The sequence below is a fragment of the Pseudomonas aeruginosa genome, from assembly GCF_001457615.1.
GTDB lineage: Bacteria > Pseudomonadota > Gammaproteobacteria > Pseudomonadales > Pseudomonadaceae > Pseudomonas > Pseudomonas aeruginosa.
In genome coordinates this window covers 2,233,416-2,245,655 of the sequence record NZ_LN831024.1, presented here as the reverse complement: position 1 = coordinate 2,245,655, position 12,240 = coordinate 2,233,416, and the positions used below count along the sequence as shown (strand labels likewise).

Genomic DNA, 12,240 nt, shown 5'->3' with positions numbered 1-12,240 from the left:
CGTGGCGGCCTACTGGCGGAACTCGAACTGCAACTCGGCCCCTTCCAGGGGCCGCGACACGCCCAGTTCGCGGTCGCGATAGAGCAACTGGCCGTTGAGGCGGAAGTCGCTGTCGTCCTTTTCCTCGAACATCGGCGGCAACAGCGGCTTGGGCTTATGGGTCTCTTCCGTGCCGGGCGGCGCCATCTTCTGCACCAGTTCCTTCGGCAGGCGCAGGTCCAGCTTGGCGCTCGGCAGCGGCTTGCGTACCTCGGGGTCGAGACGAGCGGTGGAAGCGCGCTTCGCCGGCGCCGGCTTGTCCTTGGCGACCGGCCTGCTGGCCGGCTTCGGCGGCGCAGCCGCAGGCTTCGGCTTGGCCGGCGGCTTGGGTTCGGCAACCTGCTCCGCGGCTGGCGCGACCTTCTTCGAAGCTGTTTTCGGCGCGGCAGGCACGGCAGGCGCTGGCTCCGCTCGTGCAGGCTTCACTGGCTTGGCAGGGGCGCGCTGCTCCTGCGGCGGTGCTTCCGGGGCTTTCTTTTCCGGTGCCTTGGAGCCGTCATCGCAGGCCGCCAGGAAGCAACCGAAAAGAACAACGACGCAAATTCGGCAAAGACGTTTCATAGTCACGCAGGTATGGCCAATTGCGGCAATGCTGACGGCAGACTGCAACCAAGGCAAGGGGTCACTATCGTCATCCTGGCACTCTCTCTGTTGTTCGCCCCATGTCTAACCTGTCATGCGCGGATAACCGCTTGATGTCAGCCCGCGACGCCGCCGCCGCGTCGCGGGCCATGGTCGTCACGGCCGTTTCCTGGCGCTCGCGGCTATCGTCGCGAGGCGTTCCAGTCGTTCCACCAGGTTCTCTCCGGGGAAACGTTTCTGCAGCTCGGCCAACTGGGTCGCGGCCTGCTCCGTCTTGCCCTGCTCACGCAGGGCAAGGACCGCCCCGAGCGCCTCGTCGAGCACCTCCGGCTTCACCGCAACCGCCTTGCCCCTGGCCTGGGCGACGAAGTCGCCGGCCAGCGCCGCCTGGACCTTCGCCTGCTGCGCGGCCTGGGCCGGCGGTCGGTCGGCCAGGGCAGCCGGAGCCGGCGGCGCGGCCTCGGCCATCAGTTGCGGCGCCTCCCCGGACGATGCGTAGCTGGCCAGCAAGGCCGGGGGCTCCGACATCTCGCTGGACAGCGGAGCCGGCGCCGCCGGCGCGCGCATGGCCCGCTTTGCCGCAGCGGCCCCGGCGACTCCGTCGCGCAGGGGCACATCGCTGAACGCCACTTCGGGGCGGGCCTGGCGCTCGGCGTCGTCCAGCACGTTGTGGCTGACCAGCCCCAGCACCAGCGCCACGCCCAGCAGGCTGGCGAAAGCCGCCTGCCAACGCGGCCTGCGGGAGGCTTCCAGCCAGCGCCGCCACCAGGACCGGGCGGGTTCGACATGCGCCGCCTGGCGTCGCGCGGCGGCGAGGATCGCCTGGTCCAGCGCCGGCGCCGGCTGCTGCGGCGCGTGGGCGCGGAAATGCGCCAGCATCTGCTCTTCGGCGACGCTCGCGGAATGCTTCTGTGGGTTCATACCGCCACCTCCTCGGCCAGCAGCCGGCGCAGCTTCTGCACCGCGTAGCGGAAACGGCTCTTCACCGTCTCCAGCGGCGACTGGGTGAGCGTGGCGATCTCGGCCAGTTCCAGTTCGCCGTGGGCGCGCATCAGGAATACCTCGCGCTGTTCCTCGGGCAGGGTCTCCAGCGCGCTCTGCAAGCGCTCGCCGTCGCGGCTCAGGCTGAGCTGCTGCTCGGGGCCGGCGCCCTGGTCGGGTTGCGCGTGCAACTGTTCGTCGTAGCTGTCCTGCAACGGCTGGCGCTGGCCATGCTTGCGCCAATGATCGATCAGGCGGTTGCGGGCGATCTGGTAGAGCCAGGTGCGGAAGCTCGCCCGGCCCTGCGGCTGGCTCTCGCTGCGGATCAGGCTGAGCCAGGTTTCCTGGTAAATCTCGTCGGCCAGTTCGGTCTGTCCGGCCAGGCCGCAGAGAAAACGGTAGAGACCCTGCCGATGGCGCTGGTAGAGCACCTCGAAGGCCGCGCTGTCGCCCTTGCGGTAACGCGCCAGCAGCGTTTCGTCGCTGCCGGCGGCCGTCGTGGCGCTGGTGGAGGCATGCATGCCGCTGGTCGACTCCTGTCCTGTGTCAAAGGCGACCGAGAGCAGGCTCATCGGCCACATCCTTCGCGGCACGCATCGGCGTCGCCACGAAACGCCCGGGCCGTCGCCAGAAGCGCGGCCGGAGCGGCTATCGGTAGACATTTTCCAGCGTCGGACAGTTCGGCGAAAGTGCCGGTCCGGATGGAAGCCGGGAAAAACATCGAGACGACCTCGTCGTGCAGCGGAGATACCCGCTGAGACGAAGCTGTCGGTGGATTCGGGTTAATCCCCGGGAAAATTCTTCGCGGACTGTCGCGGGGCGCCCCTCAGCCAGGGGAGCGCCTCGCGCTCAGGCGGCGATAAGGCCTTCCTGGCAAAGCTGCCCGGCAAGCATGCCGAGGGTCATGATCGCCCGCTCCGCCTCGCGGTTCCAGGGAATCCCGCAGGTCAGCCGCAGGCAGTTGTTGAACTGCTCGGTGTTGCTGAAGATCAGCCCCGGGGCGATGCTGATGCCCTGCTCCAGGGCCCGCACGTGGAGTTCCTTGGTGTTGACCTTGGCCGGCAGGCTGACCCAGAGGATGAAGCCGCCCTTGGGCCGGGTCATCTGCGTACCTTCCGGGAAGTACTGCTGCACCGCCAACTGGTAGGCGGTCATGTTCTTCCGGTACTCCTGGCGGATGTAGCGCAGGTGGCGGTCGTAGCCGCCGTTCTCCAGGTAGGCGGCGACGCCCATCTGGGTCACGGTGCAGGCCGAATGGGTGGTGAAGGTCTGCAAGCGACGGATCTCCTCCTGGTAGCGCTCGGCGATGATCCAGCCGATGCGTACGCCGGGCGAGATGGTCTTGGAGAAACTCGAGCAGTAGATCACCCGGCCGTCGCGGTCGTGGGACTTGAGCGAGCGCGCCTGGCCCTGGTCGAACATCAGTTCGCCGTAGATGTCGTCCTCGACCACCCCGATGTTGTGTTCGGCGGTCAGTTTCAGCAGTTGCTTCTGGCGATCCTCGGGAATCGTCCCGCCGAAGGGATTGCTCAGCCGCGCGGTCAGCACCAAGGCCTTGATCGACCACTGGTTGGCCGCCAGTTGCAGCGCTTCAAGGCTGATCCCGGTGCGCGGGTCGCTGGGGATCTCGATGACCTTCAGGCCCAGCACGTCGGCCAGTTGCAGCAGGCCGTAGTAGCTCGGCGACTCGGTGGCGATCAGGTCGCCGGGACGGGTCAGCACCCGCAGGGCCATGTGGATCGCATCCACGCAGCCGTGGGTGATGGTCACCTGCGACGGGTCGACCACCACGCCGGCGTCGCGCATGCGGATCGCCACCTGCCGCCGCAGCGGCTCGAAACCGGGGCTGAACATGTAGCTGAACGCCCGTGGGCTCTGGAAGCGGGTGACCTTGGCCAGTTGCTGGTGCAAGGCGCGCACCGGCAGGTAGTCCACGTGCGGCACCGCCGCGCCGAGCGGGAATACCCCTTCGCGGCGGGACTCGGCGAGCACCTGGTTGATGATGCTGCTGCGGGTGACCAGGCCGGGACGCTCGACCCGCGCGATATCCGGGGTCGGCGCGGTCAGCGCCGGGGTGCGGTGGACGTAGAAGCCGGATTGCGGACGGGCGCGGATCAGTCCCTGGTCCTCGAGGGTGGCGTAGGCCTGCAGCACGGTGGCGTGGCTGACGTTCAACTGGGTACTGAGCTTGCGCACCGACGGTACCCGCTCGCCCGGCTGGTAGACGCCACGGCGAATGTCCTCGGCCAACTGCTGGGCGATGCGTTGGTAAAGCAGCAGATTGGTCATGGCGGGTTTTCCTCGGCGATTGAACCGAAACAGTAGCTCAATTCGTGAAACTGCTCCAGAACAGTTCGGCCGACAACCAGGCATACAGTCGCAAAACTGTACGGGTCGGTCGCAGAGACGGCGCGTTCGCGAGAAAAAGAAAACCCGGTCGGTCGCCACCGGCCGGGTGCGGGCGGGAAACAGTCCGCCAAGAGCCGCCTGGGGAGCGGCCATAGGGAAAGTCAGAAACGCAACGCGTCCGCCGCCGCGCTCTCGCCGGTCAACGCTTGCCAGGCGAAGGGGCTTGGCGCCAGGCCGAGATCGCCGAACAGGCGGTAGTCCGGGACGGCGGCGGGCTGGCGGGCGGCCGGGGAAAAATCATCGCGGCCGAGGCGGGTGACCAGAACCCGGGCCTGCACCTGCAACGCCACCAGGCTGAGGCTTTCCCGCGCCGTGCAGCCCGCCTCGCCGCACGCCACCGGCGAGTCCTCCAGCAGGAGTTCCTGGCGGCGTGCTTCGGCAACCGCGCGGAGTTCGGCGGCGAAGGACGGCTGGCACAGGCTCAGCAACAACGGCAGGACGAAACGGGCAAAGCGGGGCTGGCGGATCATGCGGATTCCTCGGCTGCGGCGGGATGGCTCCCGGGGGCTGGCGAGGATTGTTCCGCAACTGGCGGTCGAGATGTTTCGAACCCGGTCAGGCGAGTTCGTGGAGCCAGTTCATCACGCCCAGGGCGATCAGTTCGGCGTCACTGTTGAGGCCTATCTTGACCATCGCGTTCTTCTTGTGGGTGCTGATGGTCGACACGCTGCGCATGGTCCGCTGGGCGATCTCGCTGACCGTGTCGCCACGCGCCAGGCGCCGGAGGATGTCCACCTCGGTGGGGCTCAGCGGCTTGCCGGTATGCCGCTGCGGGTGCAGGCCGGGGTCGAGGAAGGTCTGTCCGAGCGCCATGCACTCCAGCGCCGCCTTCAACGTCTCCAGCGGGCTGCGCTTGCTGATGTAGGCCGAGGCGCCGCTGCGCAGGACCGCCTTGGCCAGCAACGGCGCGCTGAACACCGAGTAGACCATCACCTTCATTTGCGGGCAGTGCCGGGTCAGCCATTCCACCAGGTGGATACCGTCGCGGCTGCGCTGGCCAGGCAAGCCCAGCTCGGTGATCAGGATGCTTTCCGGCGGCAGGTCGGCCAGGCGCTCCACCAGGCTGTCGCTATCGCCGACCACCGCCAGCACCTGGCGTCCGCACTCCTCGCTGAGGTAGCGCTGCAGCGCCCACTGCATGACCGGGAAGGAATCGGCGATCACCAGCCCCGGCAGGGTTTCGTTCGAACTCATTGCGCCTCTCTACTCGTTATAACGAAATACAAGGTGCTTATGCTGCACGGATTGCTGCTCGAACTAGTTCGATCCCGATGATAGCCCGCTCTTGCGCAAGTTCTGACAGAGAAATCCGGCGCCACCCGGTTCGCCAGGCGAAAAAAGCCCCGGACCCTTTGGGGTAGCGGGGCTCCCTGCGGCGGCGCGGGGCTCAGCGCGGCGCGCTGAGCTGGCCCTTGTCGTTGGAGAAGACGATCTCCACCCGGCGGTTCTGCGCCCGCCCCCGGTTGGAGGCGTTGTCGGTGACCGGGAAGGCTTCGCCGTAGCCGACCACCTGCATGCGCGCGGGATCCACGCCGAGATCGGCGAGCACGTCGGCCACCGCCTGGGCGCGCTCGCGCGACAGGTCGAGGTTGGCCTGCCTGTCGCCGACGCTGTCGGTATAGCCTTCGATGCGGATCACCCGCCGCGGATTGAGCTGGAGGAACTGCACCAGCTTCAGCGCGGTGCGGTTGGCCGCCGGCTTGAGTTCGGCGCGGTTGAAGTCGAACAGCACGTCGCCAAGGGTGAGCACCAGGCCACGCTCGGTTTCCTCGGTGCTGAGACTGGCGATCTCCTCGCTCAGGCGCTGGCCCTGCTCCTGCACGCTGAGCAGCTTGGCTTCGCGCAGGGCCAGTTGCAAGCGCTCGCGCTCCAGTTGCAGGCGGGTCAGGCGCTCCTGGTTGAGGTTGAGCAAGGCGTGCTGGCGAGCGATCTCGCTGTAGCGCTGGCTCAGGTAGGCATACTGGATCACGTCGCTGCTGCTGCCCCAGTAGCTGGACAGGCGTTCGGCGCGGGCCAGCGATTCGCCGGCGCGGATCACATCCTTGGGCGCCGCGCGGAGCACGTCGGAATCTTCCTTGACCTGGTCGAACTCGCTCTGCGCCTTGGCCAGCGACTGTTCGCTGAGCTTGTGGTCGGCGCAGCCAGCCAGCGCGGCGCAGGCCAGCAGGGTGGCGAAGAGAGTCGCTTTGCCCGGCATCAGTCGGTCTCCCCCAGTTGCTTGCGCAGACGTTTCAGGCTCTTGTCCAGCTCGCCGAGCTGGTCCTTGCTCTTCTGCGTCAGCACCTTGGACTCGGCGAGGCGTGCGTCCAGCTCGGCCTGCTCGGCCAACAGGCGCGCCTTCTTGTAGGACTCCGCGGTCATCGCGATCTGCGCCGCGGCGTACTTGTCCTGGGCCAGTTTCAGCTCGGCCACGTCGTCGGTGGCACCCACCGCCTTGGCCTGCTCCAGCGCCTGTTCGGTCAGGCGCATCTGCTCCAGCGGAGCCGGGTCGTTGCTCGCACAACCGCTCAGGGTCAGCGCGGCGAGGCCTGCGGCCATCATCCATCGAATGCTCACAAGTCACTTTCCTGCGTAGTCGAACTGGCGCCGGAAGCCGGCAATTGCTGGGCTTTCCAGCGTTCGAGATTGTCCTGCAAGAGCGTTACGGGAACGCCGGCAGCCGACAATTCTGTCATCTTTTTCGCCAGTTGTCCGCGCAGCCACGGATCGTTGCAGGCGGAGTTGTGCGACAGCGTCAGGTACAGCCCCTCGCTGCTCAGCACCGGTTCCAGCGCCTCCAGGTCGTCGGCCATGCCCAGCGCCTCGACCTGGGCCTGCCCGGGCAACGCCTGGTAGAGGAGGAACTCGCTGCGCTTGAGCATCAGGTCCTGCAAGCCCTGGGTCAGGCTCGGCACCGGCTTCAGGTCGAGACTGGCCTTGGCGAAGCGGTCGAACTCCTCGCCCAGGCTGCTGCCGGCCAGCACGCTGCCCTTGTGCCCGATCAGGTCGTCGCGGCCGATGAACGGGAACGCGGCGTCCTTGTTCACCCAGACCACCCCGCTGGTCATCAGGAACGGCGGATGCACATAGTCCATGCTGCCGAGCCGTGCCAGGGTCAGGTAGGCCCCGGCGAGCAGGTCGGCGCGACCGCTGGTCACCTCTTCCTGGGCCCTCTCCCAGGAGCCGCTGTAGAGCACGTCGATGCGCACGCCGAGCTCCTTGCCCAGGCGCTGCAACAGGTCGGCATTGGCTCCGATCAGGCGCTTCGGATCCTGCGGGTCGCGCCACAGGTAGGGTGGGTACTCCGGGTTGCCGGTGGCCACCAGGCGCTCGCAGGAGCCGGCCGCCGCGGCCAGCCCCGGAACGAACAGCGCCGCCAGCAGGATGCCGGCCAGGCGGCACGGGGAACAGCGAAAGGACATGGATTCAGGCTCCGCGGTACAGGGATGCGCGCAGCAGTCTGCCACATTTCCGCGCGCGCTCCCGCCCCGCTATTCCGATGGGTACCAGCGCGGCGTGTAGACCCAGGCTTCGCCGTCGGCGCGCGGGAAGCTGCGGGTAGTGGACGAGCCGATGATCACCAGGGTGCGCATGTCCACCTGCTCCGCACGCAGCTCGCCCAGGGTGGTGCGCAGCAGGCGCTCACCGGGCCGCCCGATGTCGCGACCGAGCACCACCAGGGTCTGCGGCGAACGATGGCGGGCGACGATCTCCAGCGCCCGTCCCAGTTGCCAGGGCCGCGCCCGCGAGATCGGATTGTAGAAAGCCATCGCCAGGTCGGCGGCGCCGGCCAGGTCCAGGCGCCGCTCGATCACCTCCCAGGGCTTGAGGTTGTCGGACAGCGACAGCACGCAGAAATCGTGGCCCAGAGGCGCCCCGCCCTGGCCGCGGTGGCCAGGGCCGCCGAGACGCCAGGGAAGATCCGCAGCTCGACCGCGTCCCAGGCCGGCTCGCCAGCGCCATGCAGGGCTTCCAGCACCGCGGCGGCCATGGCGAACACGCCGGGGTCGCCGGACGATACCAGCACCACCGCCCTGCCTGTCGCCGCCAGTTCGAAGGCATGCCGGGCGCGCTGCAATTCCTCGCGGTTGTCGCTGCCATGCAGCACCTGTCCGGCGCGGAAGGGTCCGGCCATGTCGACGTAGGTCTGGTAGCCGAGGATGTCCTCGGCCTCGTCCAGTGCCCGCCGCGCCGCAGGCACCATCAGCTCGGCGCAGCCGGGCCCCAGGCCGATCACTGTGAGTCGGCCGCGACGCTGGCCGATGCGGTCCATCGCCAAGGGCGCGGCGGCCACCGCCAGCCGGTCGCCGACCTGCTCGGCGGCGGGCAAGGCCTGGCGCAGGCGCGCAGCGGGATCGGCCTGCGGCAGGAAGCGCAGCGGTACGCCGAGCGCATCGGCGGCGGCCTGCAGGCGCGGATCGGCCATCCGCGCGCTGTCGGCCAGCAAGCCGCCGAGCGCCGCCGCGGCCAGGCCGGCATCGACCAGCGCCTGGCGCACCGCGTCCGCCGCCGCGTCGGCAGGTTCGAGCGCCGCCAGCACGCAGCGCGGATGGATCAGCAGTTCCTCGGCCCGCGGCGCACGCGCCGAGGGCGTTACGTGAATCGCCAGCGCTGCCTCCGGGTCGCGCGGCAAACGGGCCGCGTCGAGCCAGCCGGCGGCACCCTCGACGCGCACCGGCTGGCCACCGAGCAAATCGGCAACGAAGCGCTTGCCCTGCTCCAGGTCGGCCAGGACATAACCGGCGGGCGGGTTGAGCACGCAGGTGCCGAAGCGCAGCTCGCCGCTGGTGGTGATCGCCGGCGCCACGGCCAGCACCTCGCCGATTTCCCGCGCCAGCCGGTTGACCCCGGCCAGCCCGCCGAGCAGCGGCACCACCGCGCTGCCGTCCTCGGCCAGGGCCAGCACCGGCGGCTCCGCTCCCTTGCGTTGCAACAACGGCGCCAGGCTGCGAATGACGATGCCGGCGGCGCACAGGGCGACGATCGGGCGGTCGGCGCAATACAGTTCGCGCAGGGTGTCGCCGAAGTCCGTATAGGAACGGTCGGCCTCGACCCGCCCGGCGAGCCCGTGGACCAGCGCCCCGGGATAGAGCGCCTGGACCCGCCGCGCGGTATCCAGCGCGCCCTGGCCGAGGATGACGATGGCCGGAACCTGCTGGGCGTCACTCACCGCCGGCCCCTCCCTGCCACTTGTCGCCGGGGACGACGATCAGCGAGAAGTACGGCGAGGCCATCGGCTCCACCCGTTCCAACGGCACGATCCGCTGGTTGGCCATGGTCGCCCGCTCAACGTACAGCGCGCGGCGCTCGAGGCCAAGCTCGACCAGCACGCGGCGGACCTTGTCGAAATTGCGGCCGAGCTTCATCACCACCGCCGCGTCGGCATCCGCCAGGCGCCGGCGCAACTCCTCCTCGGGCAGCACTCCGGAGAGCACCGAGAGGCTCTGGTTGCGGTACACCAGCGGCGCACCGAGCACCGCCGCGCCGCCGAGCATCGAGCAGACGCCAGGCACCACTTCGCTTTCGTAGCGCATCGCCAGGCGGTCGTGCAGGTACATGTAGGAACCGTAGAAGAACGGGTCGCCCTCGCAGATCACCGCCACGTCGCGGCCGGCGTCCAGGTGCGCGGCCAGCTGTTCGGCGGCGGTGTCGTAGAAATCGCTGATGATGGTCTCGTAGCACAGCGGCGGTTCCAGCTTCTCGGTGGTCACCGGATAGACCAGCGGCAGGCGCACCTGGGCCTGGTCCAGGTGCGCCTCGATGATGCCGAAGGCGTTGCCCTTCTTGCCCTTGGCCACGAAATAGCCGACCACCGGCGCCGCGCGCAGCAGGCGCAGGGCCTTGAGGGTGATCAGTTCGGGATCGCCGGGCCCGACGCCCAGGCCCAGCAGGCGGCCCTTCACGACACTCATCATTCGCGCTCCGTGGCCAGGGCGTTCACCGCCGCGGCGGCCATGGCGCTGCCGCCACGGCGACCGCGGACGATCACGTAGGGCACCCCGCGGCTATCGGCGGCGAGCATCTCCTTGGATTCCGCGGCGCCGACGAAGCCGACCGGAAAGCCCAGGATCAGCGCCGGTTTCGGCGCGCCGGCGTCGAGCATTTCCAGCAGGTAGAACAGCGCGGTCGGCGCGTTGCCGATCACCACCACGCTGCCCTCCAGGTGCTCGCGCCAGTGCTCCAGGGCCACCGCCGAGCGGGTATTGCCGAGTTCCGTGGCGAGCGCCGGCACGTCCGCTTCGTTGAGGGTGCAGATCACCCGGTTGGCGGCGGGCAGCCGCGAGCGGGTCACGCCTTCGGCGACCATCCGCGCGTCGCAGAGGATCGCCGCGCCGGCGGCCAGCGCGGCGCGGCCGGCGGCGCCGGCGCCGGGCGAGAAGCGCAGGTCGTCGACCACGTCGACCATGCCGCAGGCGTGGATCACCCTGACCGCGAGCTTTTCAAGGTCGGCCGGGATGCCGGCGAGGTTCGCTTCGGCGCGGATGGTGGCGAACGACTGGCGATAGATCGCCTGGCCATCGCGGATGTAGTCAATCATGCGGGTTTTCCGGAAGTGGGCTGGGAAGGCAGGGCCGCCAGGTAGTCGGCGGCCGTGGCGAAAGTCAGGCGGCTGGCCAGCAACTGGCCGAATCCGGGGTGACATGGGTCGTGCCGGTACAGGTCGTAGAACCCGCCGCTGCGCGCCAGCAGGGTGAGCGGCGCGCGGTGGGCGGCGGCGCAGGACCGTTCGCAGCCGCACAGGTGCAGTTGCGGCAGGTCGCTGCGCGGGCCGAGGCGTTCGGCCAGGCGCAAGGCGTCGCCCTTGGTGTCGGCCAGGCCTCTGGCGCAGGCGCTGGAACCGCTGCAGGCGATCAGCCGCGCCAACGGCGCATCGGGCTCGGTCAGCAGGCCGAGTCCGCGCAGGCCGAGCAGCGCCTGGTCGGCCTCGGCATGCGCCAGGTTCGGCAGGAGCACGCCTTGCCAGGGGGTCAGGCGCAGGCTGCCGTCGCCATGGCGTTCGACCAGCTCGGCCAGGCCTTCCAGGCAAGCGCTGTCGAGCCGGCCGAGCGGCGCCGCCGCGCCGACCATCACCAGGCCCGGCTGGCGTTGCGGCTGGACGCCGAGATGACTCCACGGACGCCCCGGCGAACGCCGCCAGGCCGCCACCCGCTCGTCACGCCGCAGAGGGAAATCCAGGCGCGCCTGCAAGGCCTCCAGCAAGGGTTCTCCGTCCAGCTCCTGCAACAGGTGGCGCATCCGCGTCTGTTGCGGCTGGGCGCGCTCGAGGAACAGGTCGAGCAACGCCAGCACCAGGGACTCGCCCCGCTCCGCCGGCAACGCCGCCAGGGGGCGGTCGCGGGCCGGGCAGCCGGCGAGTCCGAAGACCAGCGTCGCGGTCGGCGCCGCGGGCATCGGCGAGAGCCAAATGTCATGGGGATGTTCGAGCATCGCCAGGTCTTCGCCGCCGTCCAGCTGGATGGCGAACTTGGCCGACAGCGCGTGGTAGCGGCTGTCCGCCTGGAGCCGCAGCAACAGCCGAGCGGCCAGCGGGCGCACGTCCAGCGACAGGTGCGGATCGAGCCCGGCGGCCGGGCTGAGCATCAGGTTGCGCACGTCGTCGGCGCCGGCCAGGGACCCATGCCGGGGACCGAGGCCGGCGTCCAGCAGGCGGCGGACAAGCCGCTCTTCCTCGCCGCGACGGACGCCGCGCAATTGCAGGTTGGAACGGTTGGTCGCCTCGATCACGCCGCTGGCGCAATCCCGCGCCGCGGCCGCCACGGCGCGTGCCTGGGCGGCGTCCAGGCGGCCGGCGTCGAGCTTGATGCGGCAGATGCCGCCGTCCAGCGCCTGGACGATACGCAGCAGGCCGGGACAGGGCGACGGACGTGGTACGGGCAGGGGCGCCGGGGTCTGGTCGTCGTTCAAAAACGCTACTCGAATCGGCGTCGCGGCGACCGCACCGCTGTCCCCCAGGGACAGACCACGGCATCGGTACACCCCGCCCGATGTTGGCACTCGCGACTGGTTTCGGCGGCAGGTCTCCTGGCTCGCAGCCCGGCGTTCCACCCGGGGGAGGAACCTCCGCTTCGCGCCGCCTTCCCGGTAATCCAGTGGCGAATGGCGCGAATACAGGCTGCATACAGTTGCGGGGGCAGCCACGGCTAGGCCCGGGCTTCGAAAAGACCGCGGCTCCGTGTTCCCTCTTCGGCCCTCGTTGGCCCCGCGCTAACGCGAAAGGGCCGGGCACCGACGAACGCGCTATTATGCCGC

Annotated in this window: 12 protein-coding genes, 1 pseudogene and 1 riboswitch; all 13 genes and pseudogenes read right to left on the bottom strand. The window is 69.4% G+C overall.

Going from position 1 to position 12,240, the window contains the following annotated elements; all coding sequences use genetic code 11:
- Positions 1-9: 9 nt before the first annotated feature.
- The 13 genes and pseudogenes from AT700_RS10405 to cobG all read right to left on the bottom strand — a co-directional run bounded on the left by AT700_RS10405 (position 10) and on the right by cobG (position 11,895).
- Positions 10-432, bottom strand: a complete 423-nt coding sequence (locus tag AT700_RS10405; RefSeq protein ID WP_003091000.1) for a hypothetical protein — start codon at positions 430-432, stop codon at positions 10-12.
- Between the two features lie 345 nt (positions 433-777).
- On the bottom strand, positions 778-1,542 hold the full coding sequence (gene sbrR, locus AT700_RS10400; RefSeq protein WP_023118017.1) for an anti-sigma factor SbrR: 765 nt from the start codon (positions 1,540-1,542) through the stop codon (positions 778-780).
- Positions 1,539-2,123, bottom strand: a complete 585-nt coding sequence (gene sbrI, locus AT700_RS10395; protein ID WP_003119848.1) for an ECF family RNA polymerase sigma factor SbrI — start codon at positions 2,121-2,123, stop codon at positions 1,539-1,541. The genes sbrR and sbrI overlap by 4 nt, the downstream gene beginning before the upstream one ends.
- Positions 2,124-2,451: 328 nt before the next feature.
- The gene (locus AT700_RS10390; protein WP_003091003.1) at positions 2,452-3,891 is read right to left on the bottom strand and encodes a PLP-dependent aminotransferase family protein; all 1,440 of its coding nucleotides are present in this window, start codon (positions 3,889-3,891) and stop codon (positions 2,452-2,454) included.
- A gap of 221 nt (positions 3,892-4,112) precedes the next feature.
- On the bottom strand, positions 4,113-4,481 hold the full coding sequence (locus AT700_RS10385; RefSeq protein WP_003107036.1) for a hypothetical protein: 369 nt from the start codon (positions 4,479-4,481) through the stop codon (positions 4,113-4,115).
- An 85-nt stretch (positions 4,482-4,566) separates the two neighbouring features.
- Positions 4,567-5,205 carry a response regulator transcription factor gene (locus AT700_RS10380; protein ID WP_003091005.1) on the bottom strand — a complete coding sequence of 213 codons (639 nt, stop codon included), beginning with the start codon at positions 5,203-5,205 and terminating at the stop codon, positions 4,567-4,569.
- A gap of 193 nt (positions 5,206-5,398) precedes the next feature.
- A complete protein-coding gene (locus tag AT700_RS10375) occupies positions 5,399-6,208 on the bottom strand; it encodes an OmpA family protein (RefSeq protein ID WP_003091007.1) in 810 nt (269 codons plus the stop codon).
- Complete coding sequence (locus AT700_RS10370) at positions 6,208-6,567, bottom strand: DUF4398 domain-containing protein (protein ID WP_003091008.1); 360 nt, start codon at positions 6,565-6,567, stop codon at positions 6,208-6,210. Before AT700_RS10370 ends, AT700_RS10375 begins: the two co-directional genes overlap by 1 nt.
- Positions 6,564-7,412 carry a substrate-binding periplasmic protein gene (locus AT700_RS10365; RefSeq protein ID WP_023103004.1) on the bottom strand — a complete coding sequence of 283 codons (849 nt, stop codon included), beginning with the start codon at positions 7,410-7,412 and terminating at the stop codon, positions 6,564-6,566. The genes AT700_RS10370 and AT700_RS10365 overlap by 4 nt, the downstream gene beginning before the upstream one ends.
- 69 nt (positions 7,413-7,481) lie before the next feature.
- A pseudogene (gene cobJ / locus AT700_RS10360) lies at positions 7,482-9,160 on the bottom strand (precorrin-3B C(17)-methyltransferase).
- Complete coding sequence (locus AT700_RS10355; protein WP_017149157.1) at positions 9,153-9,905, bottom strand: precorrin-2 C(20)-methyltransferase; 753 nt, start codon at positions 9,903-9,905, stop codon at positions 9,153-9,155. Before AT700_RS10355 ends, cobJ begins: the two are co-directional and overlap by 8 nt.
- Entirely contained in the window at positions 9,902-10,528 is a 627-nt protein-coding gene (locus AT700_RS10350) for a precorrin-8X methylmutase (protein ID WP_003107929.1), read from the bottom strand. The genes AT700_RS10355 and AT700_RS10350 overlap by 4 nt, the downstream gene beginning before the upstream one ends.
- Entirely contained in the window at positions 10,525-11,895 is a 1,371-nt protein-coding gene (gene cobG / locus AT700_RS10345; RefSeq protein WP_016263290.1) for a precorrin-3B synthase, read from the bottom strand. Before cobG ends, AT700_RS10350 begins: the two co-directional genes overlap by 4 nt.
- Positions 11,896-11,984: 89 nt before the next feature.
- A riboswitch (cobalamin riboswitch) is annotated at positions 11,985-12,236 on the bottom strand.
- Positions 12,237-12,240: the final 4 nt, after the last annotated feature.